At 63.9% G+C, this 18789-nt stretch carries 16 protein-coding genes; 5 read left to right on the plus strand and 11 right to left on the minus strand.

Annotated elements, in window-relative coordinates:
- Nucleotides 1-388 precede the first annotated feature (388 nt).
- Nucleotides 389-1675, minus strand: coding sequence for an ROK family transcriptional regulator (locus FEF27_RS11290; protein ID WP_138171030.1), 1287 nt, complete (start codon nucleotides 1673-1675; stop codon nucleotides 389-391).
- Between the two features lie 125 nt (nucleotides 1676-1800).
- On the opposite strand from FEF27_RS11290, the gene xylA reads away from it, so the two are divergent.
- On the plus strand, nucleotides 1801-2979 hold the full coding sequence (gene xylA, locus FEF27_RS11295; RefSeq protein WP_138171001.1) for a xylose isomerase: 1179 nt from the start codon (nucleotides 1801-1803) through the stop codon (nucleotides 2977-2979).
- A gap of 45 nt (nucleotides 2980-3024) precedes the next feature.
- Nucleotides 3025-4467 (plus strand): xylulokinase, encoded by a 1443-nt coding sequence (locus FEF27_RS11300; protein ID WP_138171002.1) that lies wholly within the window; start codon nucleotides 3025-3027, stop codon nucleotides 4465-4467.
- Nucleotides 4468-4497: 30 nt separating this feature from the next.
- Here the strand turns inward: FEF27_RS11300 and FEF27_RS11305 are convergent, their stop codons facing one another.
- From FEF27_RS11305 to serS, 6 genes are all read right to left on the minus strand, one after another.
- Nucleotides 4498-6825 carry a glycoside hydrolase family 3 N-terminal domain-containing protein gene (locus FEF27_RS11305; RefSeq protein ID WP_138171003.1) on the minus strand — a complete coding sequence of 776 codons (2328 nt, stop codon included), beginning with the start codon at nucleotides 6823-6825 and terminating at the stop codon, nucleotides 4498-4500.
- 123 nt (nucleotides 6826-6948) lie between these two features.
- Complete coding sequence (locus FEF27_RS11310; protein WP_138171004.1) at nucleotides 6949-7893, minus strand: carbohydrate ABC transporter permease; 945 nt, start codon at nucleotides 7891-7893, stop codon at nucleotides 6949-6951.
- A gap of 3 nt (nucleotides 7894-7896) precedes the next feature.
- Complete coding sequence (locus FEF27_RS11315; protein WP_138171005.1) at nucleotides 7897-8823, minus strand: carbohydrate ABC transporter permease; 927 nt, start codon at nucleotides 8821-8823, stop codon at nucleotides 7897-7899.
- A gap of 48 nt (nucleotides 8824-8871) precedes the next feature.
- The gene (locus FEF27_RS11320) at nucleotides 8872-10146 is read right to left on the minus strand and encodes an ABC transporter substrate-binding protein (protein WP_138171006.1); all 1275 of its coding nucleotides are present in this window, start codon (nucleotides 10144-10146) and stop codon (nucleotides 8872-8874) included.
- A 313-nt stretch (nucleotides 10147-10459) separates the two neighbouring features.
- Nucleotides 10460-10954 carry a Dps family protein gene (locus FEF27_RS11325; protein WP_138171007.1) on the minus strand — a complete coding sequence of 165 codons (495 nt, stop codon included), beginning with the start codon at nucleotides 10952-10954 and terminating at the stop codon, nucleotides 10460-10462.
- Nucleotides 10955-11138: 184 nt separating this feature from the next.
- Nucleotides 11139-12422 (minus strand): serine--tRNA ligase, encoded by a 1284-nt coding sequence (gene serS, locus FEF27_RS11330; RefSeq protein WP_138171008.1) that lies wholly within the window; start codon nucleotides 12420-12422, stop codon nucleotides 11139-11141.
- A gap of 84 nt (nucleotides 12423-12506) precedes the next feature.
- Between serS and FEF27_RS11335 the strand changes: the two genes are divergently transcribed.
- Together FEF27_RS11335 and FEF27_RS11340 are read left to right on the plus strand one after the other, a co-directional pair.
- Nucleotides 12507-13628 (plus strand): diacylglycerol/lipid kinase family protein, encoded by a 1122-nt coding sequence (locus tag FEF27_RS11335; protein WP_138171009.1) that lies wholly within the window; start codon nucleotides 12507-12509, stop codon nucleotides 13626-13628.
- Nucleotides 13628-14365, plus strand: a complete 738-nt coding sequence (locus tag FEF27_RS11340; RefSeq protein ID WP_138171010.1) for an HAD-IA family hydrolase — start codon at nucleotides 13628-13630, stop codon at nucleotides 14363-14365. Before FEF27_RS11335 ends, FEF27_RS11340 begins: the two co-directional genes overlap by 1 nt.
- Here the strand turns inward: FEF27_RS11340 and pheA are convergent.
- Both pheA and FEF27_RS11350 read right to left on the minus strand, forming a co-directional pair.
- Nucleotides 14351-15265 (minus strand): prephenate dehydratase, encoded by a 915-nt coding sequence (gene pheA, locus FEF27_RS11345; RefSeq protein WP_138171011.1) that lies wholly within the window; start codon nucleotides 15263-15265, stop codon nucleotides 14351-14353. The two genes, FEF27_RS11340 and pheA, sit on opposite strands and share 15 nt — an antisense overlap.
- A complete protein-coding gene (locus FEF27_RS11350; protein WP_138171012.1) occupies nucleotides 15262-15591 on the minus strand; it encodes a rhodanese-like domain-containing protein in 330 nt (109 codons plus the stop codon). Before FEF27_RS11350 ends, pheA begins: the two co-directional genes overlap by 4 nt.
- A gap of 68 nt (nucleotides 15592-15659) precedes the next feature.
- On the opposite strand from FEF27_RS11350, the gene FEF27_RS11355 reads away from it, so the two are divergent.
- Entirely contained in the window at nucleotides 15660-17093 is a 1434-nt protein-coding gene (locus FEF27_RS11355) for an amidase (protein ID WP_138171013.1), read from the plus strand.
- A gap of 21 nt (nucleotides 17094-17114) precedes the next feature.
- Here FEF27_RS11355 and FEF27_RS11360 read toward each other — a convergent pair whose 3' ends face one another.
- Both FEF27_RS11360 and FEF27_RS11365 read right to left on the minus strand, forming a co-directional pair.
- Complete coding sequence (locus tag FEF27_RS11360; RefSeq protein ID WP_138171014.1) at nucleotides 17115-17579, minus strand: 6,7-dimethyl-8-ribityllumazine synthase; 465 nt, start codon at nucleotides 17577-17579, stop codon at nucleotides 17115-17117.
- A 231-nt stretch (nucleotides 17580-17810) separates the two neighbouring features.
- Nucleotides 17811-18626, minus strand: coding sequence for an HAD-IIA family hydrolase (locus FEF27_RS11365; protein ID WP_138171015.1), 816 nt, complete (start codon nucleotides 18624-18626; stop codon nucleotides 17811-17813).
- Between the last annotated feature and the right edge of the window lie 163 nt (nucleotides 18627-18789).

Raw genomic sequence — 18789 nt, forward strand, 5'->3', positions numbered from 1 at the left:
CCGGGGAGAGCCTCAACCGGGCAGGTGTCGCCGTGGAACCGATGACATGCCCACCCAACGCCTTCAACTCCGGGAAGAACCTCATAGAGCTCGAACCCGGAGTGTGGCACCGAGTCGGCTACTCACTCGAGGCCTTCAACCTCTAAAGCGCCGAGGCCTCAGGACCCGCGCCGGCCCAGCCGTCCGGCCCGGGTGCCCGGCCTTACTGAGCCCTGGCCACGGGCAACCGTCCACTTACCTCCTGACCACGGCCCACTCGCCACTGATTCCCTGGCCACGGCCCACTGGCCGAATATGCTGCTAATTACGCGCAAAATGACACGTTGAAGCGGCAGATTTGGCCAATGAGAGCCGGCGTGGGCTCAGGGCGTTTCGGGGTGCCGGTCCCTCAGCTGGTCGGGACCCATGCCTCGGGGGCGTCGAGGACTGCGCGTAGCGCCCGCATTGCCCCTCCGCTGGTGGCAGGTGCCGGCCCCGTCCCCGATTCCCTGACCCGGAACTCCACCCAGCGGGCAGCAAGCACTCGACGCTGGAGCTGCTGTTCGATATGTGGGCGCAACAGGTCAGTCAACGGTCCGAACTCCCCGCCGAGGACCACGTCGTGCACGTCCCATACATTCATCGCCCCCGCAAGCGCGATCCCCAGCGACCACCCGGCGCGACTGAGCGCCTCCTCGGCTTGAGTCTGCAGCTGTTCAGGGTGCCCCAATCCGGACTTGACGAGGTAAATCAGGTCCTCTGCAGTGGCGGACGCTGGAAGTCCCGCAGCTTCTAGTAGAGCGTGTTTTCCAGCGTAAACCTCCAGGCACCCATTGGAGCCGCAGCTGCAGTCCGGTCCAGATGGCTCTACCGAAATGTGCCCCAGCTCCCCGGCCCAGCCGTGCGGGCCCGCTTCCACGATCCCGTTGATGACCACCGCCGAGCCAATGCCCATCTGCGCAGAGACATAGAGGAACGTCTGTTCCTCACCGTCAACCTCGGTGAGTTCCTGGGCGACTGCCAACGCCGCCAGCTTGGCCTCATTGGCGACCCGGACACTTTGCCCAAACACACCTTCGGGCGCGGAGGCACATAACAGATCGACGACGTCGACGTCGATCCAGCCCAGGTTCGGCGCCAGGAGCAGGGAACGCTCATCCTCGGCGACCAAGCCCGGGAGCGCAAGGGTGGTGCCAACGACGGTTGCACCGGTGGCTCCGGCCTCTTTTGCGACCCGCACGGCCAAGTCGCCAGCTGCGCCAAGCACCTCCGCCGGGTCTGAGGACCGGAAGTCACCTTCCACCATCGCCTCGGCAAGCACGCTGCCGGTGAGGTCAAGCACCCTGGCCGCCATGAAGTCCACATTGACCTCGACCCCGAGGCCCGCCAGGGTCCGCGGTGCGGGCATCAGTGGCACAGCCGGCCGACCTCGGGAGGGGCCGATGAGGGGGGAGCCTTCGCGGACAATCGCAGCCGCCAGCAGATCCTCCACCAAACGGGAGACTGTGGACCGGGTCATGCCGGTGCGGACAGAAAGGTCGGCACGGGAGAGAGGCTCGGTGGAGGCGAAGATCTCCTCAGTAATGAGCAGGAGGTTCGCCTCCCGCAGACTCTCCTGCCGCGCCCCCGGGCGTGCGAGGTCGCGGGTGGGTGAACGCCTGCCCAGGCGCGCCAACGAACCAGAACCGTTCCGCATCACAGACTTGATCTTAGCCCCCACAGCAATTAGGTTTTATCTAGAAACAAAATGCGGGCCACGTCACACCTTCCCCATACTTGGTGGCCGCACAACGCCACACCCGAGCCTTTTGGAGGAACCCCATGGCGTCTTCGCCTTCAGACTACAAACTGTCCTTCGGCCTTTGGACCGTCGGCTGGACAGCGCAGGACCAGTTCGGCTCCTCCTCTCGTCCTGCGTTCGAGCCCTGGGAATACCTGCCCAAGCTCAAAGAGGCCGGGGCTTCCGGAGTGACGTTCCACGATGACGACGTCGCCCCGTTCGGCACTGACGACACCGAGCGGGAGAAGTACTTCTCCCGGTTCAAAGAGGCGGCAGACCAGGTGGGCCTCAAAGTAGAAATGCTGACCACCAACACTTTCTCCCACCCCGTCTTCAAAGACGGCGGACTGACCTCCAACGACCGGTCTGTCCGCCGGTTCGGCCTGCGGAAACTGCTGCGCAACGTGGACCGGGCAGCGGAGTTCGGTGCCGAGACGTTCGTCATGTGGGGCGGCCGCGAAGGCTCGGAGTATGACAACGCCAAGGACCTCAACGCTGCCCATGCTCGCTATGCAGAGGGCATTGACACGGTGGCCTCCTACATCAAGGAGAAAGGCTACAACTTACGCATCGGCCTGGAGCCGAAGCCCAATGAGCCGCGCGGCGACATCCTTCTTCCGACTATCGGGCACGCACTAGGCTTCATCGCTGAGTTGGAACACGGTGACATTGTGGGGCTGAACCCAGAGACCGGACACGAGCAGATGGCGGGGCTGAATTTCACTCATGGCATCGCACAGGCACTCTGGGCCGGCAAACTGTTCCACATTGACCTCAACGGTCAGCGTTCGATCAAGTATGACCAGGACCTGGTGTTCGGCCATGGTGACCTGACTTCGGCTTTCTTCACCATTGACCTGCTGACCAATGGCTTTCCCAATGGTGGACCGACGTACGACGGCTGGCTGCACTTCGACTACAAGCCCTCCAGAACTGACTACGTGCAGGGAATCTGGGACTCCGCCAGGGCTAACACCGAGATGGTCACCATGCTTGCCGACAAGGCGAAAGCCTACCGCGCTGACCCTGAGGTGCAGGCTGCGTTCGAGACGGCCGGCATCTTTGACCTGGCCGAGCCTACCCTTGCTGAAGGTGAGTCCCTCAGCGATCTCCTGGCGGATCCCTCAGCCTATGAGCAGTTTGACGTGGAAAAGGCAGCAGAACGGAACTTTGGCTTTGTGCAGCTGAACCAACTGGCGCTGAAGCACCTAATCGGCTGAGCCCCCAGACTGGACCGCCCGCACCACGCTACTAAAGGAGTTCCTGTGACGCTCGTCGCCGGCATCGATTCCTCCACACAGTCCTGCAAGGTGGTGATCCGGGAGGCCGACAGCGGACGGCTTGTCCGCTCCGGGTCCGCGCAGCATCCTGAAGGCACAGAGGTGGACCCACACGCGTGGTGGGAGGCGCTGCTTGGCGCGATCGACGCCGCAGGTGGGCTAGGCGACGTCGCCGCCGTTGCCGTGGGTGGCCAGCAGCACGGCATGGTGGCGCTAGATGCCTCCGGCGAGGTCATTCGTGACGCTCTGCTGTGGAACGACACCCGTTCCGCTGAGGCGGCGGAGCAGCTGGTCAATGAGTACGGAGAAGGAGCCAGGGGCAAAGCGACCTGGGCTCGGATGGTGGGCTCAGTCCCGGTGGCATCGCTGACAATCACCAAGCTGCGCTGGCTGGCAGATACCGAGCCGGAGAACGCGGGACGAGTCGCAGCCGTGGCTCTTCCTCACGACTGGCTGACCTGGAAGATGTCCGGCTCCCACCATCTGGCGGACCTGGTCACCGACCGTTCGGAGGCCTCGGGGACTGGGTACTTTGACCCGTCGACAGGTGAATACCGGTATGAGCTGCTGGCCTGTGCTCTGCGGATACCTCAGGCGCAGGCTCGCAGCGTGGTGCTTCCGCGTGTGGCCGCTCCAGGGGAAGCTGTGGGCTCCGGCGACTCTTCACGCGGCTGGGGACACCTGGTACTGGGCCCCGGGGGCGGAGATAACGCCATGGGCGCGCTCGGGGTCGGGATGAGCACCGGGGATGTCTCTATCTCCCTCGGTACCTCCGGAGTGGTCGCCGCAACCTCCCCCACGCCGGTGCAGGACCCCACCGGGAAAATCGCCGGCTTTGCCTCCGCCACAGGGGAATTCCTGCCCCTGGCAGTGACGCTCAACGGCTCCCGGGTGCTCGACGGAGCCTGCCGGATGCTCGGGGTTAATCACCGCCAGTTGGCCACACTGGCGCTGGCTGCAGAGCCGGGAGCACATGGGATGACTCTGGTCCCGTACCTCGAGGGCGAACGCACCCCGAATCTGCCACACGCCACGGGCTCCCTCCTGGGCATGTCCCTGGCTTCGATGAACCCCCAGGACGTGGCCCGGGCTGCCGTGGAGGGGCTCTTGTGCCTAGTGGCCGACGGCCTCAAAGCGATGACCGATATGGGCGTCCCGGTGAACTCCATCCGGCTGATCGGCGGGGCGGCCAAGAACCCGGCCGTCCAGCAGATTGCACCGGCGATTTTGGAACGCGACATTTTGGTCCCGGGAGCCGGGGAGTATGTGGCCGACGGCGCCGCGCGTCAGGCCGCTTGGGTGCTGGCAGGCTCGGCCACCCCACCTGAATGGGAGACTTCTGAGGTCACCGTCTGCACTGCTGAGCCCACACAGTTCGTCCGCGAGCGCTACAGTCAACGCCGCCATCTCTTTGCCGAAGGCCGCTGAGCGGACGGACCTGAACCCACCGGATGCGTCTTAGATGATGTGCGCCGGGGTGACGAGGATCCTGGGGCCGTTGACCCGGCGGGTCTCCCCTACCAGGTTGATCTCCCCGGCCAGCGGCAAGTCACCGGCGGAGGGACCTATCCAGAGATCGATGATTCCCGGCTCAACGATCCTGGTGTAGTCCACCCCGCTGAATGCGAACCTGTCAGCGTGGACCCAGAAAGTGACCTTCTTAGACGCCCCCGGTGCCAATTCCACACGCGCATAAGACAGCAGCTGGCGGACCGGGCGTGCGACCTGGGCATGGCGATCGCCGAAGTAGAGCTGCACCACCTCGGCGGCCGGGCGCCGCCCGGTGTTGTGCACCGTGGCCGAGACATTGACGGATCCGTCTACAGCCAGCTCAGCTGACTCCAGTTGAAAGTCGGTGTAGTGCACCGCGGAATAACTCAACCCGTGGCCGAAGGGGTACAGAGGTGTGGGATCCAGGTTGGAGACGCCCTGGCTGTTCTGGCCCAAGGGAGCTGCGATGTATCCCGTGGGTTGGCCTCCGGGACGGGCCGGGACCCCAATAGGCAGGCGCCCGGTGGGCTCCACCGCCCCTGTGAGCAGGTCCGCCAGGGCGGGGCCGCCTTCCTCGCCGGGGAAGAATCCCTGCACGATGGCTGCGCACCTGTCAGCCACCTCGCCCAATGCGTAGGGACGTCCGGAGATCACCACCAACACCGTGGGGGTTCCGGTAGCCAGGACGGCCTCAACGAGCTCTTGCTGGGCACCCGGGAGCTTGAGGTCCTCCACATCGCAGCCCTCACCGGAGGTGCCGGCGCCAAACATACCTGCCAGATCCCCCACGGTGACCACGGCGAGATCCGCCTCAGCTGCCGCGTTCGCAGCCCCGGCGATGTTGGCGTCGTCGTACTCCACAATGGGGCAGCCGGCCTCATGGGTGACGTGGGAGAGACGCTCACGCAGTGCGTCCAGAATCGACGGCATGGGAACGCCGATGCCCTTATGCGGGAACGTGCCCGCAGGGTACTTGGCCAGCACATGGTTAGGGAACGAATAACACCCCATCATGGTGCGCGGGTCATCAGCCGAGGGGCCGAGTACTGCCACGCGGCCCGCAGCGCTGGGGTCCAAGGGAAGGGTGCCGTTATTCTTCAGCAGCACCAGCGACTGTTGAGCCACCCTCCTAGCCAGAGCCCGGTTCGCATCAGAATCCAGATCTACAGCCTCGTCGATCTCCGGTTCCCAGCCGGGTTCGAGCATCCCCAGCTTGACCTTCTGCGTGAGAACCCGCCGCACCGAGCGGTCCAGCACGGCCTCTTCCAACCGGTCTTCGCGAACTTGTGCGGCGAGGGTCCGGTACCCCCCGGTATGCGGCAACTCGATGTCCAGTCCCGCGGAGATCGCCAGCCGGGCGGCTTCCTCCTGATCGGCGGCGACCCGGTGCATCTTCTCCAGAAATGCCACCGACCAGTAATCAGCGACCACCGTGCCCTGGAAACCCCACTCCTGCCGCAGGACGTCGGTCAGCAGCCATTTCGAGGCCGCGGGTGCCTCACCGTCGAGATCCGAGTAGGAGTTCATCACCGAGCCGACCTGACCTTCCCGGAGAGCCATCTCAAAGGGGAAGAAAATCAGGTCCAGCAGTTCACGTCGGCCCATGTGCACCGGCGCGTGGTTCCGAGCTCCGCGTGAGGCTGCGTATCCGGCGAAGTGTTTCAGCGTGGCGATGACCCCCGCCGACTGGAGTCCTCTGACATATGCGGTGGCCAGCGTGCCGATGACGTAGGGATCCTCACCGATGGTCTCCTCAACCCGGCCCCAGCGAGGGTCGCGCACCACGTCGAGCACCGGGGCAAGCCCCTGGTGGACGCCGGTAGCTCCCATGTCCCGGCCGATCGCGGCCGCCATCTCCTGGATCAGCTCCGGATTGAAGGTCGCGCCCCAGGCGAGCGAAGTGGGGTAGACGGTCGCCTGATAGGCGGTATAACCCGTCAGGCACTCCTCATGAGCGATGGCCGGAATGCCGAAGCGGTTGCTCGCCATGATGGCGGCCTGGCGCTCACGCAGGTCCTTGGCGCCCTCCGCCACCGAGACCGGGGTGGTCCCATAGGTGCGCGTCAGGTGCCCCTCACCGTTGAGGATTTCCTCAGCGAAAGGGAGCTTACCGGAGGACATCGCCTCCTCCATCGGAGCTACCTCACCTTGAGATTCTTCCTCCTGACGCATCTCCCAGTGCGAACCAAGCTGAGAGACCTTTTCCTCAAGTGTCATCCGCCCCAGGAGTGCTTCCACACGCTGGTCAACGGACAGCGAAGCGTCGTTCCATGGTCCGGTCTCTGGCTGACCCATGTGGTCTTCTCCTTCGTATGGTCATCGTTCAGTGGCCTGTCGTGGCGCTACTTTGGCTGAGAAACCGGCGCCGGAGCGGCAGAATGGGCCGCTGAGTCAACGGTGGTGGTGCGAGCAGATCACTTACTTGCTGAATCCCGCGGTCAGGCCTGCCACGATGTAGCGCCTGCCCACAACGTAAGCAATGAACAGAGGTACCGCCGAGAGCACCACCGCCGCCAGTGTGGCGGGGACGTCGATGCCGAACTGGCCCTGATACTCCCACAGTGACAGCGGCAGCACCCGCACATCACGGGACTGGGTGAGCACCAGCGGGAAGAGGAACCCGTTCCACACCTGAAGGGCCTGATAGATGCCCACTGTCATCAGTGCAGGTTTGGCCATAGGCAGTACCAGGGACCAGAGGATCTTCCATTCCCCGGCTCCGTCGACCCGCATGGACTCGAAGAGTTCGTTGGGGATATCACGCACAAAGTTCACGATGATGAGCACACTGAGCGGGATCGCGAAAGCAATTTGGGGCAGAATCAGCGCCCACAATGTGTCGTACAGGCCCAGCTGCCGGATCAGGTAATACACCGGGATGATGGTCGCCTGGACCGGGATGGCGATACCGAGGAGGATCAGTTGAAACAGCCTGGTTCCGCCGAATGAGGTCGAGCGCACGATGTAGTAGGCAGCCATGAGTGACAGTGCCAGCACCACAGCAACCGTGGAGGCCGTGACGACCACTGAGTTGAAGAAAAAGTGAAAGAAGTCGTTCTCGATAACCCGGATAAAGGGGGCAATAGTGGGCTGCGAGGAGGGGATCAGCTGGTTGTTCGCCCGTAGATCCTGGCTGGTCCGGAAGCTGGTGATGACGATGTAATAGATCGGCAGAATGATGACCGCTAGCCACACCCATCCGAGAGTCCCCGCAAGGATGTTTGGCTTTTCACCGGTCTTGCGCCCCTGGGGCCGGCGGGCCGCGGGACGGGGCAGGCCGACGACGCCGCCGTCAGGTTGCTTCGGGTCCAGGGCGGTCCCGGCGGTGGGAATTCTGGATTCGGTGGATGCAGCGTGGGGCATAGGTTAGGCACCTGCCTTATCAGATTCCATTTTCGTGGACCCAGAAAACTTGTTGAGCAGCAAGGACATCGTGAGCCCGATCGCCACCAAAATGACGGCGATCACGGATGCGTGGCCCAGGTTGTTGGCGCTGAAGCCGGTGATGTACATGTCCAGCGGAAGGATACGCACGGCGTTTTGTGGCTGCCCGCCGGTGAGCACGAAGATCAGGTCAAAGTATGTCAATGACCCGACCAGCATCAACGTAGACGAAGTGATGATGGTATAGCGCAGCTGTGGCAACGTGATGGAAAAGAACTGCCGCACCCTGCCCGCACCGTCAATAGTGGCGGCTTCATACATATCGGCGGGAATCTGCCGGACACCGGCTTGGTAAAGGAGCGCGTGGAACGGTATGAAACACCAGCCGACGACGAAGATCATCACGTACATCACGATGTCGCTGTTGGACAGCCAGTCACTGGGGAGCCAGTCGAAGGGCAGTGCGGCAGAGATCCCATAGTAGGGACTCAATAACGATTGAAAGGTCAGCCCGACTGCGACGGAGGAGAAGAGCAGGGGCAGGAAGTACAGCACTGATAGGAACGCTCGGTACTTCTGCTGACCGGCCATGAAAACCCCGAGCAGCAGGGCGATGGGCGCCTGGAAGAGATAGGAGCCGACGACGAAGATGAGGGTCAACGTCAGAGCGCGCCAGGTGAAGGGCCGATCGTTGATCACGGTGTCCCAGTTATCAGTACCCACCCAGGATGGAGATCCCAGTATGTTCCATTCCATGAAGGAAATGGCGAGCACTCCACCAAGGGGAACTAAGGCAAAGAGTCCGAAGAATAGGACTGCGGGAAGCGCCATCAGGAATGTCGGTCCCTGACGGCGCTTCCCATTCACCTTGCCCTGGGCGTTGACGATGTGTGAGGCAATGGTAGTCATGGAGCTCGACTCAGCTTCTTTCGCGTCGGCGCAGCAGCATCTGAAGGATTACTGAGAGTTCATGCTGTCTACGAACTCCTGAGGGGTCATGTTCCCCTGGAGGATTGCCGCAACGTTATCGCCGAAGGCCTGTTCTTCCGAGGGGCTGATGGCCTGATCCCAGGAGAGCTGGAAGTGGTTGGCGCTGCCGACCAGCTCATCGGCGAAGCTCAAGAACTCTTCCGCCTCGGATCCTTCGATGCGGTCACCGATGTCATTCAGCGGAGGCAGCGATCCTGCCTCGAGCATTTCGTCGACGGCTTGGTCGTTGTAGAGGTGCTCTGAGATGTAGTCGAAGGCAACTTCTTGCTCCTGCTCTGTGGCGTCGGCGGAGACTGACCAGAAATTGGCTGGGTTCCCGACAATGTTGCTCGGGTCGCCAGCGCCCTCCTCGAGCACGGGGAACTCGGTGAAGCCGAAGTTACCGGAGTCCGCAAATTCCGGGAAGTCCTGGTTGATGGTGGCATAGACCCAAGAGCCCTGCAGCAAGAAGGCGGCCCTACCGTCTGCCAGCAATTGGGCGTCCTCATTCTGACCTGCGTCCACGGCGTTGTAGTCGCGGATGAAGCCAGCGTCGCCCAGATCCTGCATTGTCTCCAACGCCCAGATGATGGACTCGTGGTCCCAGGCGCCCTCCTCACCTTCGACAACAGCCTGGAACACCTCTTCGCCACCGTGGCGATCGGTGAGGTAGGCAAGCCACATGAAGGCGGGCCAGACGGAGCCGCCAGCCAGGGAGAAGGCGTCGACATCCTCAACGTCCCCGAGTGCATCAATTATGTCCTCGACATCAGACCAGGTCTCGGGGAGGGATAAGTCGTGCTCGTCGAGGACTTCCTGGTTGTAGTACATGACCACAGGCTGCACGTCGTTCAGCGGAACGGCGTAGACGGAGTCATCCACCACGCCGTTCTGCCATACCGATTCGTACACACGGTCATCTAACTCACCGGTGTTCCCATCGAGGGGGATGATTCGGTCCTGCTCGACGTATTCGAGCAGGGCACCACCAGTCCAGGACATGATCATTGTCGGCGCGTCTCCGGAGCCCACGGCAGTACGGATCTGCTGTTTGTAGGCGTCATTTTCGAGTGCTTCGACGTCGATCTCAGCTTCGCGGTCTTCGTTGAAACGCTCAAGATCCTCCTCAATAGCGGGCCAGCCACCACCGGTGAGAATCCACGCGGAGGCTTCCTCATCCCCACCACCACAGGCAGCCAGGGCGAACAGTGAGAAGGAAGCGATACCGGCGGTGCCGGCGCGCAGTGTCAGAGTACGCGGCATGGCGTAGTCCTTTCTTATTGGTGCGAGATGGAGCGAGTGAGTGAGAGGCAACGGCGTGGAATGTGTTCCGGACGGTCGAGGAGACTCCCTGTGCGGGGTGTGATTCGTTTTCGTCTTTCCGAAAGACTAAATAGCCTGGGAAGATGTGTCAAGCGACACATTCCACCACCAGGACGCGTTGTTAACTTCCGGCAAGACCAGGACCACCTCGCATCCGTCACCAAGAACCTCTAGGACGCAAAAGAGGCGACGAGGCCGCCATCGATGCATGGCAGCGTCGTCGCCTCTGAGGAAGCGGGGAAGCTTTGAGCTCCTAAGCGGTGAGCTTCTCGCCGTGGCTGCGGATGAACCACTGGAAGAGTTCCAGCTCCTTCGTCTGGCCGATCAGCAGGTCCTCAGTCACCGGGTCGGTGTCGCCGACCTTGCCAAGCACCTGCCGATGGTCTTCGATGACACCGGTGTAGACCTTGTCCAGCTCCGCCAGATGGTCCTCCACAGAGGCCTTGTGCAGCGGGTAGTCCTCCCACCGGCGCTCGGAGACCAGCTCCCCGGACAGGCCGGAGGGCGCGGTGCCCAGGGTGGCGATCCGCTCAGCGATCTCATCGGCGAATTCCCGGACCTGGGCGGTCTGCGGGTCCAGCATCTCGTGGACCGCGATGAAGTTAGGTCCCACGACATTCCAGTGCACATGCTTGAGCACCAGCTGCAGGTCATTGAGGGCATGCAGACGGTCCTGCAGCAGGCCTGCGATCTCCTCGCCGTTGGCCTTGCCGAGACCCGGAACCGTGTAATCAGCAGTCTTACTCATCTTGACACTCCTTCGATGCGCGAACAGTGCGCCGGCGCTCTGTCGGCGTCACACCTAAATCTTAGTAACTCAGAAGAGGCGGTGCCAGCAAGATGAGGCTGGCCTTGCCTGGCCGCTCCTTAAGCTCTGGTGTCTTTGCTATCGAGGAAAGGTGGACGCTGCCTGAGTGTCTGCTGAATGGACCCTACTGCGGGTCCAGGACTTCCAAGCCGCCCATGTACCGGCGGAGCGCGGAGGGGACGCGCACCGACCCATCAGCCTGCTGGTGATTTTCCAGCAGGGCGACGATCCACCTCGTGGTGGCCAGGGTGCCGTTCAGCGTAGCCACGGGCTGGGTGGATCCTTTGGCCCCATCGGCACGCACCGTGCGCTCACGGATGTTGAGTCTGCGGGCCTGGAAGGTCGTCGTGTCCGAGGTGGAGGTCAGCTCCCGGTAGGTCTTTTGCGACGGCACCCACGCCTCGCAGTCGAACTTCCGGGCCGCGGAGAGGCCGAGGTCGCCGGCAGCGGTGTCGATGACGCGGTAGGGCAGCTCCAGATTGCCCAGCATCTGCTCTTCCCACGCCAGCAGCCGCTCATGCTCGGCCTTGGACTCCGCGGCGGTGCAATAGACGAACATTTCCAGTTTGTTGAACTGGTGGACACGGATGATGCCGCGGGTGTCCTTGCCGTGCGACCCAGCTTCACGCCGGTAGCAGGTGGACCACCCCGCGTAGCGCAACGGGCCCGCGGAGAGGTCCAGGATCTCGTCGGCGTGGTACCCGGCGAGGGCGACTTCCGAGGTCCCGACCAGATACAGGTCATCGCGCTCGAGGTGATAAACGTCATCGTGGGCCTCAAGGTATCCGGTGCCGTCCATCGTCTCGGGCCGGACCAGAGTCGGGGTGATCATGGGGGTGAAGCCAGCCTCCACCGCCTGGTCGAGGCCCATCTGCATGATGGCCAGCTCCAGCCGCGCGCCCGGCCCCTTGAGGAAGTAGAAGCGCGAACCCGACACCTTCGCGCCGCGCTCCATATCCACCGCGCCCAGCAGCTCCGCCAGAGCCAGGTGGTCCCGGGGCTCGAAGCCCTCCGCCTCGAAGTCTCGGGGCGACCCCTCGGTGCGCAGGGTGATGAAATCATCCTCTCCGCCGGCGGGTACACCGTCGTGAATGAGATTGGGGAAGGATGACTGGATGCGGCGTAGGCGGGCTGCGGCGGCGTCGGCGGTGGCTTCAGCTGCCTTCACATCTGAGGCCAGCTGCTTCACCTGCTCCAGCAGCTCCTGCTTCTGCGCACCCTGGGCCTGGGCGACCTGCTTGCCCTGCGCTTTCTGCTCAGCGCGCAGTGTCTCGAACTGGGTCAGCGCGCGGGAACGAGCCTGGGATGCCTCTAACAGAGCGTCCACCACAGACTCATCGGCCCCGCGAGCTCGCTGGCTCGCGCGGTATTTGTCGGGTTGGGCGATGAGGTCCTTGATGTCAATCACAGTGGTAAGCCTAGTACGCCGCGGGGCCGGAATCTCCCGCGCTGGCCGCGGCCAATCTCGGTGGCTCCCGTTAGGCTCTATGTCATGACGGTTGACTATGGGTGGATCATCGCTGCGGCACTGGTCCTGGTGGTGGTGCTGGGGATTGTCATCATTCAGCTGGCGCGCCGGGTACGGGGACTGAAGCACCAGGTCAGCGAGCTGGAGCAGCGGGCCGAAATCACCGCCGCGGTGGCCGCCCATCCCAAGCGCCCCGAGGACCGGCTGGTCGGAGTGGTGGTCAATGTCAGCAAGGACAACGCCGAGCAGGTCACCACACTGGTGCACCGGGCGTGCGCGGAGGCGGGCATGCCTGAACCGTTCGTCCAAGCATCGACTGCGGAGGACCCGGGCAGGGCCATGGCGCAGCGCGCAGTGGAACACGGCTGCGATGTGGTGATCGCGGTCGGCGGGGATGGCACTGTCCGGGCTGTGGCCTCCGCCTTGACGGGAACCAACGTGGCACTGGGAATCATCCCCCTGGGCACCGGCAATCTGTTCGCCCGGAACATCGGGCTGCCGTACCACGATCTCCCCGCCTGCACCGCGGAAGCCATCCACGGGACCGCGCACCGAGTGGATACCCTGCAGTTGGAGCTCAGGCGTCCCGGCGGACGGTCCGAACAGGAAATCAGCTTGGTCATTGCCGGGGGCGGACTGGACGCCGAGGTCATGGAGGACACCCGGGAGGTGCTCAAGGCCCGGGCCGGATGGCTGGCCTACGGCGAGGCCGGGCTGCGCCACGTCCTGGGTGCACGCAAGACCCTGTCGGTGAAGCTCGACGACGGTGAGCCTGAGACCTACCGGGTACGTTCGGTGCTGCTGGCCAACTGCGGGACACTGCAGGCGGGAATCCGGCTGATCCCGGAGGCGATGTTCGACGACGGCCATATGGACGTTGCTCTCTTCACCCCTCGGCACGCCTTGGACTGGGCCCGGGTGATTGCCAAGACTGCCTTCCGCTATTCGGCAGATATCCCGGTGATGAAGGTCCGCCAGGCTCGCACAGGTCGACTGACCATGGCCGAACCGATGCGTTTCCAGATCGACGGTGACGCGGTGGGGGACGTCATCAGTGTTTCCGCCCGCGTGGATCATGAATCACTGGTGGTCCACGGGGTCTCCCCCACTGTGCTCGATCACCCTCACCAAGGAGCAGTGCAGTGATGAAGGACCTCACGCAGTACCGGGTGCTGAGCTTCGACTGTTACGGCACACTGATCGACTGGGAAACCGGCCTCCTGGGCGTGCTCCGGCCGTGGGCGGATGAACAGGAGCTAAGCCTGGACGATGAGGACCTCCTGCGGGCCTATGCGGCAAGTGAGGCGGTCGTGATGCAGGAGCGCCCGTCGAGTCTGTACCCGGAGGTGTTGGCGGCAGCGTTTGAGCGTACAGGTCAGCAGCTGGGCCGGCCGGTCCACGCCGAATGGGCTCAACGGATGGGCAGTTCGGTGCCTGACTGGCCAGCGTTCCCAGACTCAGCAGAGGCGCTGCGGCGGCTCGGTCAGCACTTTGACCTCGTCATCCTCTCCAATGTGCATCATGCCGGTTTCGCCGGCAGCAATCAGCATTTGGCGGGCCAGTACGCCGCTGTCATCACCGCCGAGGACGTGGGAGCGTATAAGCCTGCGGCGCCGCACTTTGAGGCGTTGTTGGACTGGCTGAAGCAGCGCCAGTTACAGCACAGTGACCTTCTGCATGTGGCGCAGAGCCTCTTCCACGACCACGTGCCCGCCGAAAAGTTTGGGCTCGACTCCGTATGGATCAACCGCCGTCATGACCGCCCGGGCTGGGGCGCCACCCCGGAGCCCAGCGCACAGTGGACCTACGGTGCCGAGTTCACCTCCATGGAGGAGTTCGCCGCTGCGGTGGAGGCGGAAGCCGGGGCCTCAGCTGCGCAGTGAGTCAATCCACTGGTGGGCGGCGGTGAACGCTGCTTCAGAGACTTCAGGGCCCACCTGCTGCGGCTTATTGTCGGCCCGGGGGTAGGACCCGAGGAACCTGATCCCCGGGGAGATGCGGTGAATCCCGGCAAGCGCGTCGGCGATGCGTGCTTCAGCAATGTGGCCTTCTAAATCCATGGAGAAGAAATAGTCCCCCATGCCGAAGCCCGTGGGGCGTGACTCGATCCGGCAGATGTTGACCCCATTGGTGGCGAAGTGCTCCAAGATCTCCATCAGGCCTCCTGGATGGTCCTCGGGCAGGGGGATCATCACAGTGGTCTTGTCCGCACCGGTCATCGCAGGCACAGGCCCCGGCCTGGCTGCCATCACAAACCGCGTCACCGCCCCGGGAACGTCTTCAATCTCGCGGGCGATGATGTGCAGCCCCAACTGCTCAGCCACCAAGGGCGCGCACACTGCCGCATCGGCGATGGCCGGATCGCGAGTGAGACCGTGCGCGGCAGCAGCAGTCGACGACGCCGGCACAAACTCTGCCTGCGGAACAGTCGCCTCTGCCCAGCCGCGAACCTGGGCCCAGCCGTGGGAGTGGGTGGCAATGGACCGCACGTGCTCCACCGGCATCGGCACGGCCGAGGCCAGCACAAACGTGATCGGCACCAGCGCCTCAGCGGTGATATGCAGGCGGTGCCCCACTGAGACCGCGTCCAAGGTGGCGGTGACTCCACCTTCCACCGAATTTTCGATGGGCACCACGGCGACGTCGGCGTCGTCGTCCTGGACCATGGCCAGGGCTGCCAACACACTGGAGGCTGGCAGCCGCTCAGCGGTTTCGGCACCAGGCATCTGCAGCAGCGCAGCTTCCGTGAAGGTCCCGGGAGGACCCAGATAGGAATACCTCACAGGATCCGCGGCTCCTCACCGGTAGTGGACTCCAGGGGGTGGCCAGCGGAGATCCAGGCGTCGTACCCTCCAGCGACGAAAAACACCGAGTAGCCTTTGGCGGTGAGCCACGCAGCGATCTGGACGCTGCGGCCGCCGGTGCGGCAGATCACGTAGTAGTCCTCGTCGGGGTCAAGCGCCTGCTCGAACTGCGCGGGAATGTCATCCACCGGAATGTGCACCGCGCCCGGAGCGTGGCCGGGGAGGAACTCGTATGTCTCACGGACGTCCAGCACCGCAGCCTCGGCGGGGACCTCCGCGGCAGGAACGGTTTCGAAATCGGCCATACCTCCACATTAGTCCGAGAAACTGCTCAATGCCTGCGGTGCGGGCCGAAATTCCATAGGGTGAAGTCATGGAGCAGGCCGAGGACACCACTAATTTTTCCCGCACTGGGGTGGGCGGTGGCACCGCACTGCGCTGGCGCCGTGCGCTGGAGACCGGCGCGGCCTCCTGTGTGGAACTGACCTCGACAGCCCTTGCTGCTGCTGCGCGCAATGACGTGGGCGCCTTCATCCACCTGGACCGGGAGCTCGCGCTGGCCCGGGCTGAGCAGCAGGACCGGACGCTGGCACTGCTGCGCCGGTTCACTGCGGTGCCGGAGGTTTTCCGCAGAGCTCCGCTGTTGGGGTTGCCGACGGGGTTCAAAGACCTGGTGCCCGTGGCGGGACTGCCCCTGACTTTCGGCAGTGCCGCCGTTCCGGCGTCCGTTCCTCCCCAAGATGCCCCATTGGCCCGCACAGTTCACCGCGCCGGAGCGATCAGCATCGGCAAGACCCAGGTGCCGGAGTTTGGGCTCCCCTGTTATTCGGAGAATCAGCTGGCCGAGCCGGCACGGAACCCGCTGGCCCCACACCGCACCGCTGGGGGCTCCACCGGTGGTGGGGCGGCCGCTGTGGCGGCGGGGATCATTCCGCTGGCTCCGGGCAGCGACGGTGGCGGGTCCATTCGTATTCCAGCGGCAGCCTGCGGGCTGGTGGGTCTGAAACCGGGCCGCGGCAGGATGCCCGACGACGATCCCTCGCTCTCGGTCCGGAACCTCGTCACCTCCGGGCCCATCGCCACCACCGCCGCCGAGGCCGCGCTGCTGTTCGATGTGATGGCACAGCAGGGCACTGCCGCGCAGACCACTGTGCAGCAGGCGCTGGCGCGCGGACTGGACCCGCTGCGGGTGGGAGTGACCACAGAGTCACCCTTCTCCCCGGACCTCGACATCGTCCTGGCTGAGGACGCCTACGTGGCCCTCGAGGAGGGGGTCTCCGCCCTGGCGGCAGGAGGACACCACATCCAGGGCACAGAAAGCTGCACCGGTCCGGAACGCTTCTGGGTGGAGGGCTATCACCAGGACTTCCAAACGCTGTGGACCTCGCGCCTGGCAGCTGTGCGGCTGAGCAACGAGCAGGAGCAGCAGCTTGAACCGCTGACGCGGTACTTCGTGGAGTCAGCACGCTCCCGCGCCGAAGCGTCCACCGCAGCCTCGATCGCTGCCCTGCAGGAATTCGCCGACCATGCTCATGACATCTTTGGGCCGTGGGACCTGCTGATGACTCCGATGCTGGCCACCGCACCCCCGGAAGTGGGCTGGTTCTCCTCGATGGCACCGGAGGAGAATTATGTGCAGCAGTGCCGCTTCACCCCGTACAGCTCGGTGGCCAATGTGCTGGGTCTGCCAGCGATCAATGTGCCGGTGCACACCAGCGCTGACGGTCTCAGCTGGTCGGTGCAGCTGATCGGGAAGCACGGCACTGAGGACCAGCTGCTGGCACTGGCTGCCCTCATGATGCGGTGACCACGCGCCTCGCCGACGGGCTCAGCGCGGCACCGAGGACAGGATCGCCAGAGTCGAAACCATCGCCTCGGCCAGCTCTCTTCCCTTGGTCACAAAGTGCCGGTAGAACTGAGTGTGGTGCTCGGCGTGCTCATGAAAGTGGTGCGGGGTCAACACACCGGAGAAGACCGGCACATCGGTCTCCAACTGGATGCGCATCAGCGCATCCACCACCGTGGTGGCCACGAACTCGTGGCGGTAGATTCCTCCGTCGACCACGAGGGCGGCCGCCGCGATGCCGCTGAACTGACCGGAGAGCGCCAGACGCCGCACCAGCAGTGGGATCTCGAATGCCCCGGGGACCCAAAGCGTCTCCACCTCCGTGATTCCGCTCTCGGCCAGCCGCGACTCACAGCTCTGCACCGCCTGACCGACGATATCCCCGTGCCAGCGGGCGGCAACGACAGCTACGCGGGGCGCGGGAGGCAGCCCAGAGTCTCCAGACATGGCAAGGGTCCCTTCTTTCTTTCGATTCGCATCTCGACCAACGGTCAGGAACACACTAGCGGCTGGATAGGCTCCACCGGTGAGGAAGACGTCTGTACCGTAACGCCACCGACCGTCTCGGGCCGCAGCTGCAGGCCCAGGTGCGCGTAACCGGCGCGCAGTGGCTCCTGGGTGAGGTCGAACACTGCATCGCCAAAGTGGGCGTTGACCTGGAGTAGGCGGTCATTGGAGTCAGCTGCGGGGCAGTGGGGTCAGGAGGTCGTCGATGCGTTCCAGCAACCACGTCGGGCGTCGTTCCGGGGGCAAGGCCTCGACCATCTCAGGTGTCGCCTCGCCAGTGAGCACCAGGGCGGAATCCATGCCGGCATCCACAGCCATGGCAATATCGGTGGAGAGCCGGTCGCCAATCATCACGCAATCTGCAGCCGGTAGGTCAAGGATGTCCAGAGCCGTCTGCAGCATCACCGGTGCAGGCTTACCTACATTGACTTCGCACTTCACCCCGGAACAGGCCTCAATCGCGGCCACGATCGCGGCGGCGTCGGGCTCTCCCCGTCCACCAGGGAAGGGACAGTAAGCGTCGGGGTTGGTGGTGACCAGTCGGGCACGACGGTGCATCCAGAGCGCGTCGAAGGCGATCTGGAGCTTCTGGTAGTCAAAGCCCCGGTCATAGCTGGCCACGACAATGTCAATTTCCTCGGGATTATCGCTCAGGCGCAGGCCCGCCTCCCGGATGGCACGCTCCAGCGGCTCCTCGCCGATGACGAACACAGTGGCCGTGGGGACCTCCCTGCGCAGCCAGGCGACCATGGTGACCACGGTGTTGACAATGTGGCTGGTCGAGGTGGGAATCCCCAACTTCTCCAGCTTCTGGGCGTACATCTGCCGGTTCCGCGTGGGATTGTTGGTCAGGAAGAGCGTCTTGCGCCCCTGCTGGCGCAGGGTGGTGATGAGCTCGTGCGAACCCGGCAGCAGCTTGTCCCCTAAGTACACGGTGCCGTCGAGGTCGAACAGGTAGCCGGCGTAGGCCTTCACATCGGCGATCATCTCACACCAGACGGCGCTGGGTGCTCCGCCCAGAGTGGATCCCGCCGGTCACCGGCTGCCCGGCCTCGGCACCACTCTGCAGGTCAACGATCTAGAACTTAAACACGATGGTGTCGGGTCCCCTGAGGTGAACCCGACACCATCGGTCAGCGTGGAGCGCAGG

The organism is Nesterenkonia sphaerica (assembly GCF_005771565.1).
GTDB classification, from domain to species: domain Bacteria; phylum Actinomycetota; class Actinomycetes; order Actinomycetales; family Micrococcaceae; genus Nesterenkonia; species Nesterenkonia sphaerica.

Excerpts from the sequence above, each read along its gene's own strand:
- FEF27_RS11315 (WP_138171005.1), bottom strand. The coding sequence starts at position 8,823 with ATGACTACCATTGCCTCACACATCGTCAACGCCCAGGGCAAGGTGAAT.
- xylA (WP_138171001.1), top strand. The coding sequence starts at position 1,801 with ATGGCGTCTTCGCCTTCAGACTACAAACTGTCCTTCGGCCTTTGGACC.
- FEF27_RS11350 (WP_138171012.1), bottom strand. The coding sequence starts at position 15,591 with ATGGCCGATTTCGAAACCGTTCCTGCCGCGGAGGTCCCCGCCGAGGCT.
- FEF27_RS11310 (WP_138171004.1), bottom strand. The coding sequence starts at position 7,893 with ATGCCCCACGCTGCATCCACCGAATCCAGAATTCCCACCGCCGGGACC.
- FEF27_RS11365 (WP_138171015.1), bottom strand. The coding sequence starts at position 18,626 with ATGATCGCCGATGTGAAGGCCTACGCCGGCTACCTGTTCGACCTCGAC.
- FEF27_RS11335 (WP_138171009.1), top strand. The coding sequence starts at position 12,507 with ATGACGGTTGACTATGGGTGGATCATCGCTGCGGCACTGGTCCTGGTG.
- FEF27_RS11360 (WP_138171014.1), bottom strand. The coding sequence starts at position 17,579 with ATGTCTGGAGACTCTGGGCTGCCTCCCGCGCCCCGCGTAGCTGTCGTT.
- FEF27_RS11355 (WP_138171013.1), top strand. The coding sequence starts at position 15,660 with ATGGAGCAGGCCGAGGACACCACTAATTTTTCCCGCACTGGGGTGGGC.
- FEF27_RS11305 (WP_138171003.1), bottom strand. The coding sequence starts at position 6,825 with ATGGGTCAGCCAGAGACCGGACCATGGAACGACGCTTCGCTGTCCGTT.
- FEF27_RS11320 (WP_138171006.1), bottom strand. The coding sequence starts at position 10,146 with ATGCCGCGTACTCTGACACTGCGCGCCGGCACCGCCGGTATCGCTTCC.
- FEF27_RS11290 (WP_138171030.1), bottom strand. The coding sequence starts at position 1,675 with ATGCGGAACGGTTCTGGTTCGTTGGCGCGCCTGGGCAGGCGTTCACCC.
- FEF27_RS11340 (WP_138171010.1), top strand. The coding sequence starts at position 13,628 with ATGAAGGACCTCACGCAGTACCGGGTGCTGAGCTTCGACTGTTACGGC.
- FEF27_RS11325 (WP_138171007.1), bottom strand. The coding sequence starts at position 10,954 with ATGAGTAAGACTGCTGATTACACGGTTCCGGGTCTCGGCAAGGCCAAC.